Genomic DNA, 22,487 nt, shown 5'->3' with positions numbered 1-22,487 from the left:
ATTGCTTAGCGGTTCAATCCTTCAGCGTGAGCGCGAGCACTTGCACCACGAGGTCGCGGTACTCGATGCCCACCGCGCGCGCGGCCTTCGGCGGCAGCGAGTGATCGGTCATGCCCGGCGCCGTGTTCACTTCCAGGAAATACGGATTGCCCTCGCCGTCCATCATGAAATCGGCGCGGCCCCAATCGGTGCAGCCGAGCACGTCGAACGCGCGGCGCGCGATCTTCTTGAGCTCCGCTTCTTTTTCCGGCGCCACGCCGCACGGAATCAGGTACTGCGTGGTGTCGAGGATGTACTTCGCGTCATAGTCGTAGAACTCGCCCGCCGGCACGATCTTGATGATCGGCAGGTCCAGGTCGCCGGCGACGCACGCGGTGTACTCGCCGCCGCCTTCGATGCTCTTCTCCACCAGCACGATCTTGTCGTGCTGCGCGGCTTCTTCGATCGCAGGCACGAGTTCTTCCGCCTTCTTCACCTTGATGACCGCGACGCTCGAGCCTTCGCTCGCCGGTTTCACGAAGAGCGGCAAGCCGAGCTTCGCGACGATCGCAGGGGCCTGCGCAGCGTAGTCATCGCCACGCAGCACCGCGACGAACGGCGGCGTGGGAATGCCAAGCTGCTGCCACACGAGCTTGCTGCGGAACTTGTCGAGGCCGAGCGCCGAGCCGAGCACGCCGGTGCCCGTATAGCGGATGCCGTAGAAGTCGAGCGCGCCCTGGATCTGGCCGTTCTCGCCGTAGCCGCCATGCAGCGCGTTGAACGCGCGCACGAAGCCTTCGTCCTTGAGCGCCGAAAGCGGCCGCTCGGACGGATCGAACGGATGCGCGTCGATGCCCGCGCTCTTGAGCGCCTGAAGCACCAGCGTGCCCGACTTGAGCGACACCTCGCGCTCGGCGGACACGCCGCCGAACAGCACCGCAACCTTGCCGAACTGCTTCGGATCGAATCTGGAATCGATACTGCTCATGTCACTCACGCCTTTTGTTCCTGTTGCGCGATCCGGCCCGGCACACCGCCGATCGAACCCGCACCCATCGTAATCACCACGTCGCCGTCGCGGACCACCGCGGCCAGCGCGTCCGGCACTTCATCCACCGTTTCCACGAACACCGGCTCGACCTTGCCCGCCACGCGGATCGCGCGTGCGAGCGCGCGGCCGTCGGCGGCCACGATCGGCGCTTCGCCCGCTGCGTACACATCGGTCAGCACGAGCGCATCGACAGTCGAGAGCACCCGCACGAAATCTTCGAAACAGTCACGCGTGCGCGTGTAGCGGTGCGGCTGGAATGCCAGCACGAGGCGGCGCTCGGGGAACGCACCGCGCGCCGCCGCGATCGTCGCGGCCATTTCCACCGGGTGATGACCGTAATCGTCGATCAACGTATAGGTGCCGCCGCCGTTGACCGGAATCTCGCCATATCGCTGGAAACGTCGGCCCACGCCGTTGAATTCCGCGAGCGCGCGCTGGATGTCCGAGTCCTTCACTTCGAGCTCGGTCGCGATCGCAATTGCGGCCAGTGCGTTCTGGACATTGTGCGTGCCCGGAAGGTTCAACACGATGTCGATCGAAGGCGCGTCTTCGCGCATCGCCGTGAAGTACATCTTGCCGTCGCGCGCCATCACGTTGACCGCGCGCACCTGCGCATCGGACGCAAAACCGTAGCGGATGATCGGCTTCGAGACGAACGGCAGGATTTCCTTCACGTTCGGGTCGTCGACGCAAAGCACTGCGATGCCGTAGAACGGCAGACGGTGCGTGAATTCGATGAACGCCTGCTTCAGGCGCGCGAAGTCGTGCCCGTAGGTGTCCATATGGTCGGCGTCGATGTTCGTGATGACTTCGATCACCGGGAACAGATTCAGGAACGATGCGTCCGATTCGTCGGCTTCCGCCACGATGAAATCGCCCGTGCCGAGACGCGCGTTCGCGCCCGCGCTAATCAGGCGTCCGCCGATCACGAAGGTCGGGTCGAGCCCGCCGGCCGCCAGCACGCTCGCGACGAGCGACGTGGTGGTGGTCTTGCCGTGCGTGCCCGCGATCGCGATGCCTTGCTTCAGGCGCATCAGCTCCGCAAGCATGACCGCGCGCGGCACGATCGGGATGCGTCGATGGCGCGCCGCCAGCACTTCGGGGTTGTCGCTGCGCACTGCGGTGGAGACGACCACCGCGTTCGCACCTTCGATGTTCTCCGCGTCATGGCCGATCGCGATGCGCGCGCCGAGCGCGGCGAGGCGGTCGGTGACTGCGTTCTTCGTGAGGTCCGAGCCGCTCACGTGATAGCCGAGATTGACGAGCACTTCGGCGATCCCGCTCATGCCGGCGCCGCCGATGCCAACGAAATGGATATGTTTGACGATGTGTTTCATTGCTTTCCTCCCGGACTGGCGCCCGCCACGACCGCGCAAATGCGCGCGACCTGATCGGCGGCGTCGGGTTTTGCGAGCGCGCGGGCGCGCCCGGCCATGTCTGTGAGCGATGCTCGGGTTTGTTGCTTGAGCCAGTCCGCGAGCGCCTCTGCCGAAAGCTCGCGTTGCTGCACCACGCGTGCCGCGCCCTCTTGCGCGAGAAACGCCGCGTTGGTGGTCTGGTGGTCGTCGACCGCGTAGGGGAACGGCACGAACAGCGCCGCCACGCCCACGGCCGCGATCTCGGCCACCGTCATTGCGCCCGAGCGGCAGATCACGAGATCCGCGTTTTCGTAAGCGCTTGCCATGTCGTCGATGAACGGCACGAGCTGCACGGTGTCGCCCGGCTCGAGTCCTGCAGCGACGTAGTTCTGACGCAATGCGTCGATATGCTTTGCGCCCGCCTGATGCACCACGTGCGGACGCCCTTCCGGTGCGAGTTGCGCGAGCGCACGCGGCACGACTTCGTTGAGCGCCGCCGCGCCGAGGCTGCCGCCCACCACCAGCACGCGCAGCGGACCGCTGCGCTGTGCGTAACGCGCCTGCGGCTGCACCACGTGTTCGAGTTCCTCGCGAATCGGGTTGCCGGTCCACTCGGCGTGCGGCAACGCGCCCGGGAATGCCACGAGCACGCGCTTCGCGAGCTTCGCGAGCACCTTGTTCGCGAGGCCCGCGATGGAATTCTGTTCGTGCAGCACGAGCGGGCGGCCCGACAGCGCGCTCATCACCCCCGCCGGGAACGTGATATAGCCGCCCATGCCGAGCACGACGTCGGGCTTCACGCGGCGCAGCGCCGCGAGGCTCTGCGTGCACGCGCGCAGCATGTTCAACGGCAGCATCAGCTTGGTCTTGAGGCCCTTGCCGCGCACGCCGCCAAACCGCACGTACTCCATCGGAATGCCGTGCTTGGGCACGAGCGTCGCTTCCATGCCCGCGGGATTGCCGAGCCACACCACGCGCCAGCCCCACTGCTCCATGCGATGCGCGACGGCGAGCCCCGGGAACACATGTCCCCCGGTGCCGCCGGCCATCACCATGAGCGTGCGCGTTGCAGGGGTCATACCTTGCCTCCGCGCATCAATACCCTGTTCTCGTAGTCCACGCGAAGCAGCACCGCGATAGCAATACAGTTCAGCAAAATACCGGAGCCGCCGTAGCTCACGAACGGCAGCGTAAGACCCTTGGTCGGCAGCAGGCCCAGATTCACGCCCATGTTGATGAACGCCTGCGCGCCGAACCACACGCCGAGGCCCTTGGCAATGAGTCCCGCGAACGTGCGGTCGAGCGCGAGCGCCTGGCGGCCGATCTCAAACGAGCGGCGCACGATCCAGTAGAACAGCAGAATCACGATCAGCACGCCCACGAAGCCCAGCTCCTCGCCGATCACGGCAAGAATGAAGTCGGTGTGCGCTTCGGGCAGATAGTTGAGCTTCTCGACACTGCCGCCGAGACCCACGCCGAACCACTCGCCACGACCGAATGCGATCAGCGAGTGCGTGAGCTGATAGGCCTTGCCCTGTGCGTAGCGCTCGTCCCACGGATCGAGGTACGCGAAAATCCGCTCCCGGCGCCACGGCGACGCCCACACGAGCAACGTGAAGGTGCCGATGGCCGTGGCCACGAGGCCGCCGAACAGCTTGCCGTTCACGCCGCCGAGGAACAGCACGCCCATCGCGATCGCGGCGATCACCATGAACGCGCCCATGTCGGGCTCGAGCAGCAACAGCGCGCCCACCACGCCCACGGCAAACGCCATCGGCAAGAAGCCCTTGGCGAAGCTGTGCATGTATTCCTGCTTGCGCACCGTGTAGTTCGCGGCGTAGATGGTCACCGCGAGCTTCATGATTTCCGAAGGCTGCATGTTCGTGATGCCGAGCGGAATCCAGCGCCGCGCGCCGTTCACGCCCTTGCCGACGTGCGGAATCAGCACGATCACGAGCATCGCCAGGGCGATGAGAAAGAGTTTGGGCGCGTAGCGGTCCCACGTGGAAATGGGAATGCGGAACGCCACCAGCGCTGCAATCGCGGCAACCGTGAGCGAGATGAGATGGCGCACGAGAAACGCATAGTCGCGGTACTGGGCGTACTTCGGCGAATCGGGCATGGCGATCGAGGCCGAGTAGACCATCACCACGCCAAGGCCGAGCAGCGCAATCACGGCCCACAGCAGCGAGTGGTCGTAGTCGAGCATGCGCGAGCGCGCCGGACGCACGCCGCTGACGACGCTCGAAATGCCACGCGCGCGCGCGCCGCCGCTTGCGGCACTACCGACACCGCCGGCACCGCCGACACCGCCGACACCACGGGCGTCGCTTGCGCCACCGCTCGCATCGCGCGACACGCGTGCGCCGAAACGTTCGGACCAGCTCATATCATCGTCCCCCGTTCTGCGGCGATTTCTTCCACCGTGTCGCGAAATACCGCCGCGCGATGAGCGTAGCCCTTGAACATGTCAAAGCTCGCACACGCCGGCGAGAGCAGCACCACGTCGCCCGGCTCGGCGAGTGCCGTGGCCGCGCGCGTGGCTTCTTCCAGCGTGGCGTGGTTGGCGAGCGCAACACCCGTGCTTTCGAGCGCTGCGCGAATCTGGGGCGCGTCGCGGCCGATCAGCATCACCGCACGGCACCAGCGCGACACCGGCGCCGCGAGCGGCTCGAATTCCTGACCCTTGCCGTCGCCGCCCGCGATCAGCACCGCGCGCTGCGCGAGGCCGTCGAGCGCCGCCACCGTCGCACCGACGTTCGTGCCCTTGCTGTCGTCCACGTAGTCGATGCCGTCGATCGACGCGATCAGCTCCACGCGGTGCGGCTCGCCGCGATACTCGCGCAGGCCGTGGAGCAGCGCTGCCGGCGCCAGATCGATCGCACGCGCGAGCGCGAATGCCGCGAGCGCGTTCGCCGCGTTGTGCAGGCCACGGATGCGCAGCGCGTCCGCGGGCATCAGGCGCTTCATCGAGAGATTCACGGGCGCGGCGTCGAGCTGCTTGCGGCGGCGTGGCGAGACTGGCTCGTCAGTCGCGTCGCGGTCGTGGGCCTCCACGAGCCACAGCATGCCGTTGTCGCGCGAGACGCCATAGTCGCCTTCGCGCTGCGGCTCATTGATGCCGAAGGTCACGACCTTCGCCTCGCCACTCTGTTGAACGCTCGCGAGCGACATCACACGCGCGTCGTCGCGGTTGAGCACGCGCGTGGTCCGCGCGCCGAAGATGCGGCCCTTCGCGGCCGCGTAGGCGTCGATGCCGCCGTGCCAGTCGAGATGGTCCTGCGTGATATTGAGGATCGCCGCTGCGTCGGGCGCGAAGCTGTGCGCCGTCTCCAGTTGGAAGCTCGAAAGTTCGAGCACCCAGACGTCGGGCAGCGCCGTGTTGTCGATGGCCTCGGCGAGCTTGTCGAGCATCGCCGGGCTGATGTTGCCCGCCACGGCCACGCGCTTGCCCGCGCGTTCGCAGAGCATGCCCGTCAGGCTCGTGGTGGTGGTCTTGCCGTTGGTGCCCGTGATGGCGAGCACCTTCGGCGCGTAGCCGCTCTCGCCGAGATGGCGCAGCGCCTGCGCGAAGAGTTCGAGCTCGCCCCAGACTTCGATGCCGCGTTCGCGCGCGGCGGCGATCAGCGGCACGAGGTCTGCCGCCAGCGGCGAGAGGCCCGGGCTGATGGCGACAAGCTCCACGCCTTCGAGCAGCGCCGTAGAGAACGCGCCACCGACAAAGTCCGCGTCGATGCCGCGCGCGGCGAGTTCGGGCAAATTGGGCGGGACTTCGCGCGTGTCGGCGACGCGCAGGCGGCAGCCATGGCGCGCACACCAGCGCGCCATCGCGAGCCCCGATTCGCCGAGTCCCAGCACGAGCACCATCGGCTTTTGCCGATCCCGAAACTTCTCGCCAAACATCGCTTGCTTCCCTTTCTTACCTTGATGGATCTGGAGTGCTGATCAACGCAGCTTCAAAGTCGACAAGCCGATCAGGCACAGCATCAGCGTGATGACCCAGAAGCGCACGACCACCTGCGTCTCTTTCCAGCCGGACAGCTCGAAATGGTGATGCAGCGGCGCCATCTTGAAGATGCGGCGCCCTTCGCCGTAACGCTTTTTCGTGTACTTGAACCAGGTGACCTGCAGCATCACGGAGAGCGTTTCGGCCACGAAAATGCCGCCCATGATGAAGAGCACGATTTCCTGGCGCACGATCACGGCGATGGTGCCGAGCGCGCCGCCGAGCGCGAGCGCACCCACGTCGCCCATGAACACTTGCGCCGGATACGTGTTGAACCAGAGGAACGCGAGACCTGCCCCGCCCATCGCCGAGCAGAAGATCAGCAGTTCGCCAGCGCCTGGAATGTGCGGGAACAGCAGGTACTTCGAGTAGACCGAGCTGCCCATCACGTAGGCGAACACGCCGAGCGACGCGCCCACGAGCACGACCGGCATGATCACGAGGCCATCGAGGCCGTCGGTGAGGTTCACGGCATTGCTCGCGCCGACGATCACGAAATACGTGAGCGCGATGAAGCCCCACACGCCAAGCGGGTAGCTGATCGACTTGAGAAACGGCAGCAAGAGGTCCGCTTTCGCGGGCAGGCCCATCGAGAGGCCACTGCGCACCCAGGCCATGAAGAGGTCGAACACGCGCACGTTGCTCGCCTCGGACACGCTGAAGGCGAGGTACACCGCCGCGAACAGGCCGATCACCGACTGCCAGAAGTACTTCTCGCGCGAAGACATGCCGCGCGGGTCCTTGTAGACGACCTTGCGATAGTCGTCGACCCAGCCGATCGCGCCGAAGCCGAAGGTCACGAGCATCACGATCCAGATGAAGCGGTTCGTGAGGTCGCCCCACAGCAGGGTGGAAACGGCAATGCCCAGCAGGATGAGCACGCCGCCCATGGTGGGTGTGCCCGATTTCACGAGGTGCGTCTGCGGGCCGTCCGTGCGCACGGCCTGGCCGACCTTCATTTCGGTGAGCTTACGGATCACCCACGGGCCGAGAAAAAGCCCGATCGCCATCGCGGTGATGGTCGCCATCACCGCGCGGAACGTCAGATAACTGAACACGCGCAAGAAGCTTGCGTCATTCTGCAGCCATTGCGCCAGCGCCAGTAGCATGCCTTGTATTCCTTCGTATTTCAGTGCGCGCCGGACGCTGCGTCCGGTGCAGGGGGTTGCGGATTCGTGAGGGCAGCCACCACGCGCTCCATCTGCATGAAGCGCGAGCCTTTCACGAGGATCGTTGCAGCGGCGCCGTAACCGGCGCCTGCGAGCGCGCGAACCAGCTCGGGCACGCCGGTGGCATGCAGTGCGCCTGCGCCGAATGCCGCCGCGGTGTCGCGCGCTGCGTCGCCGAGCGTATAGAGGGCGTCGATGCCGCGCTCTTTCGCGTAGGCGCCCACTTCGCGGTGGAACGCGGGACCGTCTTCGCCGACTTCGCCCATGTCGCCGAGCACCAGCACGCGCGGCGACGCGTGCGAGGCCAGCACGTCCACGGCCGCACGCACGGAGTCGGGGTTCGCGTTGTAGGTGTCATCGATCACCAGAGCGCCCGCGAGTTCCCCAAGCGCTGCACGCTTGACCTGCAAGCGGCCCTTCACGGGCTGGAACGCTTCGAGGCCGCGGCGGATCGCGTCGAGTGAAACGCCGGCCGCGAGCGCCGCCGCCGTGGCCGCGAGCGCGTTGTGTGCGTTGTGCGCGCCGAGCACCTGCAACTCGACTTCGAGATGGCCTTCGGGCGTGGCGATCGAGAGACGGCTTGCGCCTGCGCTTTTGCCAGCGCTTTTTCCTGGACCCGCCACCTGCTTGCCCGTCACCGCCGCTTCGACCGCGCGCTCGTCCGTATGCAGCGCGAAATCGAACACACGCGAGCCCGTGGCCGCCACGCGCCAGATGCTCGCGTAGGCGTCATCGGCGGGAAACACCGCGGTGCCCTCGGGCTTGAGCGCGTGGATCACGCTCGCGTGCTCGAGCGCGACGGCTTCGACCGTCGCCATGAATTCCTGGTGCTCGCGCTGCGCGTTATTCACCACTGCGACGGTGGGCTCGGCGAACTTGGCGAGCAGCTCCGTCTCGCCCGGATGATTCATGCCGAGCTCGACCACCGCCAGCTTGTGCGCGGCGTTCAGGCGCAGCAGCGTGAGCGGCACGCCGATGTCGTTGTTCAGATTGCCCGCGGTCGCGAGCCGCGCGTCTTCACCCACCGCTGCGGAGAAGATCGACGCGATCATTTCCTTGACCGTGGTCTTGCCGTTGCTGCCCGTGACCGCGACGAGCGGCATCGTGAAGCGACGGCGCCAGCCGAGCCCGAGCGCGCCGAGCGCCGTGCGCGTGTCGTCCACGCGCAGCGCCGGCATGCGCCAGTCGCCGGGGCTGCGCGACACGAGCGCCGCGCTCGCGTGACGCCCCGCTACTTCGGAGAGGAAGTCGTGCGCGTCGAAACGGTCGCCCTTGAGCGCGACGAAAAGATCGCCGGGACCCGCCGTGCGGCTGTCGGTTGCGATGCGCTCGAACGTGGCGTTCTCGTCGCCGAGTACGCTCGCGCCCGGAATCATCGCTGCTGCTTCGCGCAGGGAAAGCATTGTCATTCACCGCCTCCGCGCCCATGCCGATCCGAGGTCGGACGAGCTGCGAGAGCAAGCCGCGCGTGGTCCTGATCGGAGAACGCGCGCTTCTTGCCCATGATTTCCTGAGTTGCCTCGTGCCCCTTGCCGGCCAGCACGACGACGTCTTCCTTCGCCGCGCCGCGCACCGCCTGCAGGATCGCGCTCGCGCGGTCCTCGATGCGGCGCGCCTTCTCCGGCTCGCGCATGCCGCCCGCGACCTGGTCGATGATCGCGGCAGGCGATTCGCTGCGCGGGTTGTCGCTCGTGACGACGACCTGGTCGGCGAGACGCTCGGCGATCGCGCCCATCAGCGGACGCTTGGTGGCGTCGCGGTCGCCGCCGCAGCCGAACATGCAGACGAGCTGGCCGCCGCGCGCCGCCGCGATCGGGCGCAGCGCCTCGAGCGTCTTTTCGAGCGCATCGGGCGTGTGCGCGTAATCGATCACGACGAGCGGCTCGTCGTGGTCCGCACGACCACCCAGACGCTCCATGCGACCGTTCACCGGCTGCAGCTTCGAGAGTTCGTTGAGCGCCGCGACGAGCGGCACCTGCGCCGCGAGCAGGGCGCCGAGCACGCCCAGCAGATTGCTCACGTTGAAGAGACCGAGCGTCTGCACTTCGACGTTCGCCTCGCCCCAATCCGAGGTTTCCAGATGGAACGCCGTGCCCGTGGCCGTCGCGCGCACGTCGTCCGCGCGCAGCCAGGCGTCGGCGGCGGGGAGATCGGCGGCAGGCGTCGCCACGCAACAGGCAATCGTGCGCAGTTTGCCGCGCGTGGCGGCCAGCAGGCGCCGGCCCGCCGCGTCGTCGGCGTTGATCACCGCAGCGTGCAGGCCCGGCCACGCGAACAGACGTGCCTTCGCGGCCTCGTAGGCTTCGAATGTGCGGTGATAGTCGAGGTGGTCCTGCGTGAGATTGGTGAAGATCGCGATGTTGAACGAGGTGCCATTCACGCGGCCCTGGTGCAGCGCGTGCGACGAGACTTCCATCGCCACGGCCTGCGCGCCTTGCTGGCGCAATTCGGCAAGCGAGCGCTGGAGTTGCGGCGCATCGGGCGTCGTAAAGCCGGTATGCACGAGCTGGCCCGGAAAACCGCTGCCGAGCGTGCCGACGATCGCGCACTTCTGGCCGATTGCCGTGAGCGCCGAGGCGACCCACTGGCTGCACGAGGTCTTGCCGTTCGTGCCGGTCACGCCGATCACGAGCATGGCGTCGCTCGGGTTGCCGTACCAGCCACTCGCGATCTCGCCCGCGAGCACGTCGAGCTGCGGCACGGCGAGCGCGTTTTGCGCCTGCGCCGCGTCGAACTGGCCCGTATAGCCTTCCGGCTGATAGACGACAGCCGCCGCGCCGCGCGCGAGTGCATTTTCGATATGCACACGGTTGTCGGCGCCTTCCACGGCATAGGCGAGGAACACGTCGCCCGCCTTGAGCGAGCGCGTGTCGGCGTGCAGAGCGGCTTCGGGCGCCACGCGTGCGCGCAGCCACGCGAGCGCGTCCACGATCTGCCGGTGCGCGGGATGCTGGTTGCGCGTGGCGCTCATCGGACGACTCCGGGACGGTTCTTTGCGTTGTCGGCGACGGTCATATGACGCGCGCCGGCCGAGCTCTTGCTTGCAGGTGCGCTCACCGCGTGCTTCGCGGAAGCAGCAGGCGCGGCAGGTGCATTGGCGACGGCAGGTGCCGAAGCGCTGTCGTCGGAAACTACGAGCTGCTTGACCGGCATGTCGGGCGGCACATTGAGCGTGCGCAGCGTATCGCCGACGATACCCGAGAACACCGGACCCGAAACCGCGCCGCCGAAGTGGCTGCCGGCCGTCGGCTCGTCCACCGACACCGCGACGACGATGCGCGGATTCGGCATCGGCGCCATGCCGACGAACGACGCGCGGTACTTCGAGCGGTCATAGCCGTGCGGGCCATGCTTGTACGCCGTGCCCGACTTGCCGCCCACGCGGTAGCCCGGCACCGCCGCGTCGGGCGACGTGCCGTCCTTCGACACCACGCTCTCCAGCATCGTGCGCACTTCGCGCGCCGTGGTGGGCGAGAAGACCTGCGTGCCGACCACGGGCTGATCGTCACCGGGGTGACGGAAGATCGTCACCGGCAGGATCTGGCCGTCGTGCGCGATGGTCGTATACGCGCGCGCGAGCTGGAACAGCGAGACCGACAGGCCATAGCCGTACGACATGGTCGCCTGCTCGATGCGGCGCCAGCTTTTCCACGGACGCAGACGGCCCGCCGCCGCGCCGGGGAACCCGACCTTCGGCGCCTGGCCGAGACCGATGCTGGTGTACATGTTCCACATTTCTTCGGGCTTGAGCGTCATCGCGATCTTGGTCGCGCCGATGTTGCTCGACTTCTGGATCACGCCGCCCACGGTGAGCACGCCGAACGCGGCATCGTCGGTGATGGTCGCGCCGTCGAGCGTAAAGTGGCCCCCGCCCGTATCCACCAGTGTAGACGGCGAGACGCGATGCAAATCGAGCGCCAGCGAGACCGTGAACGGCTTCATGATCGAGCCCGGCTCGAACACGTCGGTCAGGATGCGGTTGCGCAACTGCTCGCCGGTGAGGTGCGAGCGATCGTTCGGGTTGTAAGTGGGATAGTTCACGAGCGCGAGCACTTCACCCGTGCGCACGTCCACCACCATCGCCGCTCCGGCCTTGGCCTTGAACTTCTCCACCGCCGCCTTCAGGTTCGAATAGGCGATGTACTGGATCTGGCTGTCGATCGACAGTTCGACGTCCTGCCCGTTATGCGGCACGACGGTCTCGTCCACGTCCTCGACGATGTGGCCCACGCGATCCTTGATGACGTGGCGAATCCCGGGCACGCCCGCGAGAATCTTCTGGTCGGAGAGCTCCACGCCTTCCTGGCCTTCGTCCTCGACATTGGTGAAGCCGATCAGGTGAGCGGTGACCTGGCCTTCGGGATAGAAGCGCTTGTATTCGTTACGCTGATAGATACCGGGAATGTCGAGCGCCGCCACCTTTTGCGCGACGTCGATCGGCACCTGGCGCTTCACGTAGACAAAGGTCTTGTCCACGGAAAGCTTGCCGCGCAGTTCCTTGGTGGACATGTTCAGCAGCGTGCCGAGCTGCGTGAGCTTGTCGGCGCCGAGGTCGTCGGGCACGTCTTCGGGAATCGCCCAGATCGCGCGCACGGGCAGGCTCGTCGCGAGCACGAGGCCGTTGCGGTCGAGAATCTTGCCGCGCGTGGCGGGCAGCTCGAGCGTGCGCTGATAGCGGCTCTCGCCCTGCTTCTGATAGAACGCGTTGCCCGGACCCTGGATCCAGAACGCCCGCGCGGCGAGCGCGACGAACGCCATGAACAGCATGAACACGACGAACTTCGAGCGCCACATCGGCAGGCGCACCGAGAGAATGGGGTTCGGGGTAAAGGCGACAGTCTTGCGGTTATTGCCTTTTTTCATCGCGTACCCCCACGGCGGCTTTTTGCGGCGGCAGTGGCAGCCGCGCCCTGGGCCGGCGCGGAGGTGGGTACGGGCGCGTCGGCAGCGCTGACGGCGCCCGGCGCGAGTGTCAGGTATTGCGTGCGTCCGGTCGTCACGGGCTGCATCTTGAGCGAATCGGTAGCGATTTGTTCGACGCGCGACGTCCGCGACAGCGCGCTCTGCTGATATTGAAGCTGTGCGTAGTCCTGCTGGAGCTGACGCTCCTGCGACTGCGCGCGTTGCAACTGGAAAAACATCTGACGCTGCTGATTGGTGGCGTTGACGACCGACAGCGCGCACCCCATGACGACGATCAGCAGGAAAATATTCAGACGGTTCATGGCGTGACGCGCTCCGCGATGCGCATCACGGCCGAGCGGGCACGCGGATTGGCGGCGACTTCCTCGTCGCTCGCGAACACGCGCCCGAGCAGCTTCAAAGGCGGGCTGGGCAGGTCGACGGCACGAATCGGCAGACGGCGGTCGATCGCAGGCGCCGTGGCGTGCGCCTGCATGAACCGTTTCACGATCCGGTCTTCCAGCGAATGAAAGCTGATGACCACGAGCCGCCCCCCCTGATCCAGCAACGACATTGCTGCGTCTAGTACGACTTGCAGCTCCGCAAGCTCTTGATTGACGTGAATCCGTATAGCCTGAAAGGTGCGGGTTGCCGGGTCCTTACCCTTCTCACGGGTTTTGACGGCGTTAGCCACGATTTGGGCAAGCTCGCCCGTGCTGTCGAGAGGCCCGAGACGGTCGGACTCTGCCCGGCGAGCAACAAGCGCCTTTGCAATCTGAAAAGCAAACCGTTCTTCCCCATAATCTCGAATCACCTCCGTCAGTTCCTGCAACGTGGCCCGCGCGAGCCAGTCGGCTGCGGACTCGCCGCGCGTCGGGTCCATCCGCATGTCGAGCGGACCATTGGCGCGGAAGCTGAAACCACGCTCCGGGTCGTCGATTTGCGGCGACGACACACCCAGGTCCAGCAACACACCCGACACACGCCCTACCCCGCGCGCCGCGATGGCGTCGCGCAGTGAAGCAAAACTCTCATGCACGATCGAGAACCGCGCGTCGCTCACCTGCTGTGCGGTGGCGATCGCCAGCGGATCCTTGTCGAACGCGATCAGACGCCCGGCTTCGGAAAGCCGGTCGAGGATCGCGCGACTGTGCCCGCCGCGCCCGAACGTGCCGTCCACATAGACGCCGTCCGCGCGCGTCACGAGCGCATCGACCGCTTCATCGAGCAGCACCGTGCGATGCTGCAATCCCTGTCCCATCGCAGATGCCATAGCGTTTTAAAACCGCGATCAGAACGTGAAATTTTTCAAGGCGTCGGGCATGCCCTGCGCCATCGCCGCCTGTTCCTTGGCGGCGTAGGTCTGCGCATCCCACAACTCAAAATGACTACCCATGCCGAGCAGCATGACTTCCTTTTCCATTCCTGCTGCAAGACGTAATTCAGGCGACACGAGCACGCGGCCCGCACTGTCGACATCGACGTCGGAGGCATTGCCGAGAAAAATGCGGCGCCACCAGTGCGCGTCCATCGGCAACGCCGCGACTTTCGCGCGGAACACTTCCCATTCGGGGCGCGGAAATAGCAACAGGCAGCCGTCCGGGTGCTTGGTGATCGTCACCCGGCCTTCTGCCTGTTGTTGCAGCGCATCCCGATAGCGGGACGGAATCGACATCCGTCCTTTCGCATCGAGTGTGAGCGCCGACGCCCCCTGGAACAATTTGCTCCCCTCATGCGGCGCCGATCGCCGCCCGTCTAAATCTCAGGAAATTTACCCGAACGCGTATCTGAAATCACACAAAAATACACTTTCTCACACTGTCTCCCACTTTAGAGGAACGACCCACGAGGGTCAAGGTGGGTGGCGCGATTTTTGACGAAATTTATCCGCTAGAACAAGGACTTAGCGGCGCTTGTTCAAGTCAGACGAAAAACCAAAAACCGTTATGAATGAATGAGCTAACGAAGGTTGTGAAGGTGATACGTGAAATGCGCGGAGAAACCACGTTGGTGCGGGGGCTTGGCGGGATTAATTCGGGCGGGTGAAAGCTGTGAAAGATTAAGCGTTGCGCGGGCCGGGCTGACGCACCGGCCCGCGGCAGCATATCAAATGTAATACGCGGTGCGGGTCATGATTTTCGATGCTGCACGCATCAACGAGCGCACCGGCAGCGGCAATTCCACGCCACCCAGGTCCGTAGCCGACTTCGCATGGGCGATCTCGTCGGTACGCATCTGCTCGACGATTGCGCGCGATTCGACATCGGCGGGCGGCAGCGCATCGAGATGGCTGTCCAGATGATGCTCGACCTGACGCTCGGTTTCAGCCATGAAGCCAAGGCTGATCTTGTCGCCAAGACGCCCTGCCGCCAGGCCGATGGCAAGCGCTCCGGCATACCAGAGCGGATTGAGCAGGCTCGGACGCGAGTCGAGCGCTTCGAGGCGGCGCGCGGTCCACGCGAGGTGATCTTCCTCTTCGCGTGCGGCCTGCTCGAACGCAGCCTTGAGTGTGGGCGAGCGCGCGGAAAGCTTTTGCGCCTGATAAAGCGCCTGCGCGCACACCTCGCCCACGTGATTCACGCGCATGAGGCCAGCCGCGTGAGTACGCTCGGCAGGCGTGAGCTCGCCGGGCTGCGGCGCCGCGACCGTGGAGCCGGACGCCTCGAATGATTCCGGCGACGCGGACCAATCCACGGCGGCCGCTGGCAGATCGGCAGTGGCAGCAGATGGCTGCGGCATGGGTCGCGACATGCGCGACACGCCCGTGATCGAGCGCAGGCCTCGATCGAACTCGATAATCAATTCGTCAAACGTCATCCAACCTCCCTCCGTACCTTCCGCAACCTGCCGCCATCGACCGCAAAGCGGACCGCACAAAACCCGACCGACCGGACGTTCGAGATCACTACAGGAACTCTCATCGCGCCGTCAATCCGGGGCTGCGCCGATTTCAGGCGCATATTTTAGACCATGTTGTGTAAACGAAACAGGTACTTACGTACGCCCGCCTTTTCCTTTTTCTCACATAAACGGTTTGTTACATTACGGGCAACTTCTCGCGAAGTTGGATGGCCGGGCCCCCCGCTAGACAATAAAACGGCCTCGCTGACAAGACGCATAAAAGTCGTAAAACACTGGAGATCATTCAATGAAGAAGTCGCTTCTCGCGCTCGCTGCGCTGGGCGCGTTCGCGGGCGTTGCTCACGCTCAGAGCAGCGTCACGCTGTACGGCATCATCGATGAAGGTTTCAACATCAACACGAACTCGGGTGGCAAGCACCTGTACAACCTCTCGAGTGGCGTGATGCAAGGCAGCCGTTTCGGTCTGCGTGGTGCTGAAGACCTCGGCGGTGGCCTGAAAGCGGTCTTCGTGCTCGAAAACGGCTTCGACGTGAACAACGGCGGCCTCGGCCAGGGCGGCCTGATGTTCGGCCGTCAAGCCTATGTCGGCCTGAGCAGCGGCCAGTTCGGCACGGTCACGCTGGGCCGCCAGTACGACGCGCTCGTCGACAACGTCGGCCCGCTCGAAGCCGGCGACCAGTGGGCTGGCTACATCGGCGCTCACCCGGGCGATCTCGACAACTTCAACAACGCATATCGCACGAACAACACCGTCAAGTACACCAGCGCCGACTACGCTGGCCTGCACTTCACGGGCACGTACAGCTTCGGCAACACGGCTGGCGACTTCACGCACAACCAGATCTGGTCGGTCGGCGCGAACTACAGCAACGGTCCGCTCGTGCTGGCAGCCGGTTACCTGAACGCACGCACGCCGGGCGCAACGGGTGGCCTGTTCAACAATGGCGGCTCGGCTACCGACACCAAGGCTCCGGTCAGCTCGCCCGTCTACGGCGGCTTCCAGTCGGCCAACACGTACCAGTCGATCGGCGCAGGCGGCGCTTACACGTTCGGCGCGGCTACGTTCGGCTTGACGTACTCGAACGTCAGCTTCCGCAACCTCGACTCGTTCGAGACGGCCGCGATCGCCAAGGCCGGCCCGCTCTATCGCCGCGGCCAAAACGCCACGTTCAACAACGTCGAAGCGAACTTCAAGTACCAGTTCACGCCGGCACTGCTCGCTGGCTTCGCGTTCGACTTCACGGACGGCGGCAGCACGACCCTCGCGAACGGTACCAAGAACGACGGCGCGAAGTACTTCCAGTACGCACTCGGCGCGGACTACTTCCTGTCCAAGCGCACGGACGTCTACGTGGTCGGCGTGTACCAGCATGCTACGGGCACGGACTCGACCGGCCACGACGCAGTTGCCTCGATCAACGGCCTGACGGCGTCGAGCAACAACAACCAGTTCACGGCTCGCGTCGGTATCCGTCACAAGTTCTAATAAGAACAGCCGTTTCAGTCTCGAAGGCGCCTGCGGGCGCCTTTTTTCTTTGGCGCGCCCGGCGTGCTTTTTCGGCCGCCGCCTTACCCGCCAAAACGAAAGGCCCACCTTTGCGGGCGGGCCTTCGGTGCTTGCGTGACCTTGCGTGACCTTACGTGACTGCGGCGGAGATTACGCGCGCGCGTCGCGCAACTCGCGCCGCAGAATCTTGCCGACGTTGCTCTTGGGCAGATCGCTGCGGAACTCGATCGCTTTCGGCCGCTTGTATCCGGTCAGTTGCGTCTTGCAGTATTCGAAGACATCCGTGTCGGTGAGCGCCGGGTCTTTCTTCACGATATAGAGCTTCACCGCTTCGCCCGAGTGCGGATCGGGCACGCCCACGGCCGCCACTTCGAACACGCCCGGCAGCTTCGCGACAACATCTTCGATCTCGTTCGGATAGACGTTGAAGCCCGAGACGAGAATCATGTCCTTCTTTCGATCGACGAGCTTCACGTAACCGCGATCGCTCATCACGCCCACGTCGCCGGATTTGAAGAAGCCGTCTGCGGTCATGACCTTCGCCGTTTCTTCCGGACGCTGCCAGTAGCCCGCCATCACCTGCGGGCCGCGAATGCAGATCTCGCCCGCTTCGCCAATGGGTAGCTCATTGCCGCTGTCGTCGCGAATCGAGATTTCGGTCGACGGCAGCGGCAGGCCGATCGTGCCCGTGTATTCAGTCGCATTGGTCGGATTGCAGGTCACGCTGGGCGAGGTTTCCGAAAGACCGTAGCCTTCGACGATCGGTGTCTGCGTGCGTTCATACCAGCGCTTCGCCACGGCTTCCTGCACCGCCATGCCCCCGCCGTTCGCCACCAGCAGATGCGAGAAGTCGAGCTTGTCGAAATCGGGATGATTGAGGATCGCATTGTAGAGCGTGTTGACCGCAGGGAAGGTCGTGATCGAATAGCCCTGCAGGTCCTTGATCATGCCGGCGATGTCGCGCGGATTCGGAATCAGCACGGCGAGGCCGCCCGTGCGCATCGTCAGGAGACCGCAAACGGTGAGCGCGAATACGTGATAGAGCGGCAGCGCCGCGACCGTCACCGGCTGAGCGCCGGCGGGCAGACGCGCGAGCGCGGGCTCGGTCCACGCGGCCGACTGCAGCACGTTCGCGACGAGGTTGCGATGCAGTAGCGTTGCGCCTTTCGACACGCCTGTCGTGCCGCCCGTGTACTGGAGGAACGCGATATCTTCGGGTTTCTGCTCGACGGGCTTGAACGTGAGGCGCGCGCCAGCCGAAAGCGCGTCGTTGAAGCTCACGTGGCCCGGCAGGCTCCATGCGGGCACCATTTTCTTCACGCTGCGCACGACGTAGTTCACGATGAAGCCCTTCGCCGCGCCGAGCATGTCGCCCATCGACGCCACCACGATGTGCTTCACGCGTGTCTGCGCGACGACCGCCTGCAGCGTAACCGCGAAATTCTCGAGGATGACGATCGCTTCGGCGCCGCTGTCCTTGAGCTGATGTTCGAGCTCGCGTGGCGTGTAGAGGGGATTCACGTTCACGACGACATAGCCCGCGCGCAGGATCGCGGCAAGTGCGACGGGATACTGCAGCACGTTCGGCATCATGATCGCGATGCGCGCGCCGGGCGCGATGCCGCGCGACTGGAACCATGCTGCGAGCCGCTTCGAGAGTTCGTCGAGCTGACCGTAGGTAATGGCCTTGCCCATGCACGCGAACGCGGGCTTCGACCGGTTCGCGCTGAAGCTCTCCGCGAGCAGCGCCGTGATGGACGCATATTGGCTCGCGTCGATTTCCGCGGGAACGCCGGGTGGGTACGATTTCAGCCAGACTTTATCCATGCGGCGTCTCCTCCTGAATATTTTAGAATGGTCGTGCTAAAACGCTGATCGTAGCATGCGCTCCCGCGCTTTTCCGCCACGAATCAGCGAGTTAGAAAGCCCCCTCGAACTACAGCTAGTGCTCTTCAAGGGCCTTTTTAGTGTGCTTTGTTCAGGCTTACGCGCGTTCGACTTCCACGAGGCAGTCGTAAAACGTGGCCGAGCCGCCCAGATCGGTGAGCGCCTGGCTCGTTACTTCGTTCGCGTTGCGGCCGTCCGGCGCGAGCTTCTTCCACCAGATCGACAGGCCGACCACGAGGCCCTCACGCGCGCGCTCGGAGACGCGCGCTCGTGCTTGCATCGACCCGCGGTCGTTGAATACGCGCACCTGGTCGCCGTCGGCGATGGCGCGTTGCGCCGCATCGGCGGGATGGAGGTCGAGATGTGGCTCGCCTTCGGTGGCCCGCAGGCTCTCGACATTCACGAAGGTACTGTTGAGGAAATTGCGCGCGGGCGGCGAAATCATCGCGAGCGGATAGCGCATGGCCAACTCGGGCGCGCCGTCCGCCGATTCATGCGGCGGCAGGTAGTCGGGCACCGGATCGATACCCGCCTTCGCAAGCGCCTCGCTGTAGAACTCGCACTTGCCCGTGGGCGTGCGAAAACCGCCATTGGCGAACGGCGCATCGGCGATATTCAGCTTCACCCAGCCGTTCTGTTTGAGCCTCGCCCAATCGGCGCCCGCAAGCGCGGGATCGCTCCAGTCGAACGCGTGCGCGGCCACCTCCTCGTCGCTTTCGAAGAGCGCGGGCTCGGTCAGGCCCATTGCACGCGCAATCGAGCGGAAGATCTCAGTGTTCGGACGCGCCCCTCCTACCGGCGCGATAGCGGGCAAATTGGCCATCACGTGCGTATGGCCGTAGGACTTGTGAACGTCGAGATGCTCGAGCTGGGTCGTGGCGGGCAACAGCAAATCGGCGTAATCGGCGGTGTCGGTCTGGAATTGCTCGAGCACGATCGTGAAAAGATCTTCGCGCGCGAAGCCCGCCGCCACCTTCACCGACTCCGGCGCGACCGCCACCGGATTCGAGTTGTACACGACGATCGCCTCGATCTTCGGGCCGAACGTGGCGTCGCCCGCATGCGTGAGCGCGTCGCCGATCTGGTTCATGTTGACGATGCGCGGCTGATGCTCAGGCCAGCCAGGAATCAGGTCGGGACGCTGGAGCGCGTTCCCGTCGACCGGCGCCCAACCCGACGAAGAAAGCAGCACGCCGCCCGAACGCTCGCGCCAGGCGCCAGTCAGCGCCGGCAGGCACGCGATTGCGCGCACCGCGTTGCCGCCGCCACGCACGCGCTGCAGGCCGTAGTTCATGCGAATCGCCGCCTTGCGTGTGGAAGCGTAGAGGCGCGCGAGATCGACGACGGTCTGCTCCTCGATGCCGCAAATCTGCGCGACGCGCTCGGGCGAATACGTGAGCGCACGCGCCTTCAGTTGCTCGAAGCCGTGCGTATGCGCGGCGATGTAGTCTTGATCGAGGCGCTCTTCGGTGATCAGCACGTGCATCATGCCGAGCGCGAGCGCGCCGTCGGTGCCCGGCTTCAGCGCGATGTGCTGATTGCACTTCTCCGCCGTGAGCGAGCGATACGGGTCGATCGCAATCAGCTTCGCGCCGTTGCGCTTCGCTTCCTGCGCTCGCGTCCAGAAGTGCAGGTTGGAGGCAATCGGATTCGCGCCCCAGATCAGGATCACTTCGCTTTCGGCGAAATGCTCGGTGTGCATGCCGAGGCTCGCCCCGTACGTGTAGCGCAGTCCGGCTGCACCCGCTGCTGCGCAGATCGCGCGGTCGAGCCGCGACGCGCCAAGCTTGTGGAAAAACCGCTGCGCAATGCTGTCGCCCTGCACGAGGCCCATCGTGCCTGCGTAGCTATACGGCAGGATCGCTTCGGGCGCGCGTTGCGCGATCTCGCCAAGACGCTCGGCTGCGATTTCGCATGCCTCGTCCCAGCTGATCGGCTCGAAACGTCCCTCCCCCTTGCGGCCGACGCGCTTCATCGGTTGCGTGAGGCGCTTCGGATGATGCACGCGTTCGGCGTAACGGGTCACTTTCGTACAGAGCACCCCTTGCGTTGGCGGATGATCGGGATCGCCGCTCACCTTGATGGCCCTGCCGTTCTCGACGGTCACGCGCATCGCGCAGGTATCGGGGCAGTCGTGGGGACAGACTGCGCGGGCAAACTCGGCTCGGGCGTTCATGAGGAATCCGTCGATGAAAGGTGATGTCGATATCGCAATTTTATTATGTCCAGCGTGCAGAGCCGGCACGCGCCCGGGTGGTTGCCGCGAAAAAAAAGGTTCGGCGTAGAATGGTTCGTCCAGGTCCGCCTAAAAACAAAGGCGGGCACCCACTTTCTCGAGCACTGTCCGCCATGAAACTGATCCCGGAAATCCAGGCCGCCCAAGGCGAAATTCAGGGCCTACGACGAACGATCCACGCCCACCCGGAACTGCGCTACGAAGAAACCCAAACTGCCGAGCTGGTTGCCGCGAAGCTCGCCGAATGGGGTATCGAAGTGCATCGGGGGCTGGGTAAAACGGGCGTTGTCGGCGTGCTCAAACGCGGCAACGGTACGCGATCCATCGGGCTGCGCGCCGATATGGATGCGCTGCCCATTCAGGAGCTGAACACATTCGATCATCGCTCTCACAACGATGGAAAGATGCACGCATGCGGCCACGATGGGCATACCGCGATGCTGCTCGGTGCAGCGCAGCATCTCGTGCAGCATGGTCAATTCGACGGCACCATCGTGTTCATTTTCCAGCCGGCGGAGGAAGGCGGTGCGGGCGCGAAAGCCATGATCGATGACGGACTGTTCGCGCGCTTTCCCGTGGATGCGGTGTTCGGCATTCACAACTGGCCCGGCATGCCAGCAGGCTACTTCGGCGTGACCGAAGGGCCGATCATGGCATCGAGCAACGAGTTTCGCATCGAAATCAAAGGCGTGGGATCGCATGCCGCGTTGCCGCACAACGGACGCGATCCGGTTTTCACCGCAGTGCAGATCGCCAATGGACTGCAAAGCATCATCACGCGCAACAAAAAGCCGCTCGATACGGCCGTGCTATCGATCACGCAGATTCATGCCGGCGACGCGGTGAATGTGGTGCCGAATACGGCCTGGATTGCGGGAACGGTGCGCACTTTCACGACGGAAACGCTCGATTTGATCGAGACGCGTCTGCGCAAGATCGCCGAAAGCACGGCGGACGCATACGAATGTTCCGTCGACATCGCGTTCCATCGCAACTATCCACCGACGGTGAACAGCAGCGCGGAAGCCCAGTTCGCGGCGGAAGTGATGAGGGAAGTCGTGGGCGCCGATCGCGTCGACGATAGCGTCGAGCCGACCATGGGCGCCGAGGACTTCTCGTTCATGCTGCTGGAAAAACCGGGCTGCTACGCGTTCCTCGGTAACGGCGACGGCGGGCACCGCGAGGCTGGCCACGGCGCAGGTCCGTGCATGCTGCACAATGCCAGCTACGACTTCAACGATCAGTTGTTACCGGTTGGCGCCTCGTTCTGGGTGCATCTGGCGACGAAATTCCTGGCACAGAAATAGATTTACAGCGGCTTCAACAAAAAAGCCGTCCTGTGCGTTCGCGGGGCGGCTTGTTTGCTTTTGCTTTGTGCGTGATTTGCGCACCTCTTGAATTTCCCGCGCCCAAACGCCAGAACCCCGGTGCTCTTTCGGAGCGACCGGGGTTCTGGACGTACTGCATAAGGAGCCTGACGATTACCTACTTTCACACGGGCAATCCGCACTATCATCGGCGTGGAGCTGT

17 protein-coding genes are annotated in these 22,487 nt (G+C 64.8%); 2 read left to right on the top strand and 15 right to left on the bottom strand.

All coding sequences use genetic code 11. The annotated features are described in order from the left end of the window. Positions 1–13 precede the first annotated feature (13 nt). From L5014_RS33620 to coq7, 13 genes are all read right to left on the bottom strand, one after another. Positions 14–967 carry a D-alanine--D-alanine ligase gene (locus tag L5014_RS33620; protein ID WP_238468204.1) on the bottom strand — a complete coding sequence of 318 codons (954 nt, stop codon included), beginning with the start codon at positions 965–967 and terminating at the stop codon, positions 14–16. Between the two features lie 5 nt (positions 968–972). Then, a complete protein-coding gene (murC, locus tag L5014_RS33615) occupies positions 973–2,367 on the bottom strand; it encodes a UDP-N-acetylmuramate--L-alanine ligase (protein ID WP_238468202.1) in 1,395 nt (464 codons plus the stop codon). Continuing rightward, the gene (murG, locus tag L5014_RS33610; protein ID WP_238468200.1) at positions 2,364–3,467 is read right to left on the bottom strand and encodes an undecaprenyldiphospho-muramoylpentapeptide beta-N-acetylglucosaminyltransferase; all 1,104 of its coding nucleotides are present in this window, start codon (positions 3,465–3,467) and stop codon (positions 2,364–2,366) included. The genes murC and murG overlap by 4 nt, the downstream gene beginning before the upstream one ends. Next, on the bottom strand, positions 3,464–4,777 hold the full coding sequence (ftsW, locus tag L5014_RS33605) for a putative lipid II flippase FtsW (RefSeq protein ID WP_238468198.1): 1,314 nt from the start codon (positions 4,775–4,777) through the stop codon (positions 3,464–3,466). Before ftsW ends, murG begins: the two co-directional genes overlap by 4 nt. After that, a complete protein-coding gene (gene murD, locus L5014_RS33600) occupies positions 4,774–6,291 on the bottom strand; it encodes a UDP-N-acetylmuramoyl-L-alanine--D-glutamate ligase (protein WP_238468196.1) in 1,518 nt (505 codons plus the stop codon). Before murD ends, ftsW begins: the two co-directional genes overlap by 4 nt. A gap of 42 nt (positions 6,292–6,333) precedes the next feature. Beyond that, a complete protein-coding gene (gene mraY, locus L5014_RS33595) occupies positions 6,334–7,503 on the bottom strand; it encodes a phospho-N-acetylmuramoyl-pentapeptide-transferase (RefSeq protein ID WP_238468194.1) in 1,170 nt (389 codons plus the stop codon). 20 nt (positions 7,504–7,523) lie between these two features. Beyond that, positions 7,524–8,972, bottom strand: coding sequence for a UDP-N-acetylmuramoyl-tripeptide--D-alanyl-D-alanine ligase (locus tag L5014_RS33590; protein ID WP_238468192.1), 1,449 nt, complete (start codon positions 8,970–8,972; stop codon positions 7,524–7,526). Next, positions 8,969–10,534 carry a UDP-N-acetylmuramoyl-L-alanyl-D-glutamate--2,6-diaminopimelate ligase gene (locus L5014_RS33585; protein ID WP_238468190.1) on the bottom strand — a complete coding sequence of 522 codons (1,566 nt, stop codon included), beginning with the start codon at positions 10,532–10,534 and terminating at the stop codon, positions 8,969–8,971. Before L5014_RS33585 ends, L5014_RS33590 begins: the two co-directional genes overlap by 4 nt. Beyond that, on the bottom strand, positions 10,531–12,426 hold the full coding sequence (locus tag L5014_RS33580) for a peptidoglycan D,D-transpeptidase FtsI family protein (RefSeq protein ID WP_238468188.1): 1,896 nt from the start codon (positions 12,424–12,426) through the stop codon (positions 10,531–10,533). The genes L5014_RS33585 and L5014_RS33580 overlap by 4 nt, the downstream gene beginning before the upstream one ends. Then, positions 12,423–12,788 (bottom strand): cell division protein FtsL, encoded by a 366-nt coding sequence (ftsL, locus tag L5014_RS33575; protein WP_238468186.1) that lies wholly within the window; start codon positions 12,786–12,788, stop codon positions 12,423–12,425. Before ftsL ends, L5014_RS33580 begins: the two co-directional genes overlap by 4 nt. Then, complete coding sequence (gene rsmH / locus L5014_RS33570; protein ID WP_238468183.1) at positions 12,785–13,738, bottom strand: 16S rRNA (cytosine(1402)-N(4))-methyltransferase RsmH; 954 nt, start codon at positions 13,736–13,738, stop codon at positions 12,785–12,787. Before rsmH ends, ftsL begins: the two co-directional genes overlap by 4 nt. An 18-nt stretch (positions 13,739–13,756) precedes the next feature. Further along, positions 13,757–14,185 carry a division/cell wall cluster transcriptional repressor MraZ gene (mraZ, locus tag L5014_RS33565; protein WP_028214080.1) on the bottom strand — a complete coding sequence of 143 codons (429 nt, stop codon included), beginning with the start codon at positions 14,183–14,185 and terminating at the stop codon, positions 13,757–13,759. A 386-nt stretch (positions 14,186–14,571) separates the two neighbouring features. After that, positions 14,572–15,282, bottom strand: coding sequence for a 2-polyprenyl-3-methyl-6-methoxy-1,4-benzoquinone monooxygenase (gene coq7, locus L5014_RS33560; protein ID WP_238468181.1), 711 nt, complete (start codon positions 15,280–15,282; stop codon positions 14,572–14,574). A gap of 331 nt (positions 15,283–15,613) precedes the next feature. Between coq7 and L5014_RS33555 the strand changes: the two genes are divergently transcribed. After that, positions 15,614–16,813 carry a porin gene (locus tag L5014_RS33555; RefSeq protein ID WP_238468179.1) on the top strand — a complete coding sequence of 400 codons (1,200 nt, stop codon included), beginning with the start codon at positions 15,614–15,616 and terminating at the stop codon, positions 16,811–16,813. A 171-nt stretch (positions 16,814–16,984) separates the two neighbouring features. Here the strand turns inward: L5014_RS33555 and L5014_RS33550 are convergent, their stop codons facing one another. After that, positions 16,985–18,661: a long-chain fatty acid--CoA ligase gene (locus L5014_RS33550; RefSeq protein ID WP_238468177.1), complete on the bottom strand. Its 1,677-nt coding sequence runs from the start codon at positions 18,659–18,661 to the stop codon at positions 16,985–16,987. Between the two features lie 157 nt (positions 18,662–18,818). Beyond that, a complete protein-coding gene (locus L5014_RS33545) occupies positions 18,819–20,897 on the bottom strand; it encodes a molybdopterin-containing oxidoreductase family protein (RefSeq protein WP_238468175.1) in 2,079 nt (692 codons plus the stop codon). A 173-nt stretch (positions 20,898–21,070) separates the two neighbouring features. On the opposite strand from L5014_RS33545, the gene L5014_RS33540 reads away from it, so the two are divergent. Next, a complete protein-coding gene (locus L5014_RS33540; RefSeq protein ID WP_238468173.1) occupies positions 21,071–22,264 on the top strand; it encodes a M20 aminoacylase family protein in 1,194 nt (397 codons plus the stop codon). Positions 22,265–22,487: the final 223 nt, after the last annotated feature.

The organism is Paraburkholderia tagetis (genome assembly GCF_022213065.1).
GTDB lineage: Bacteria > Pseudomonadota > Gammaproteobacteria > Burkholderiales > Burkholderiaceae > Paraburkholderia > Paraburkholderia tagetis.
The sequence above is the reverse complement of the archived record's forward strand: the minus strand, read 5'-3'. Positions and strand labels throughout refer to the sequence as shown.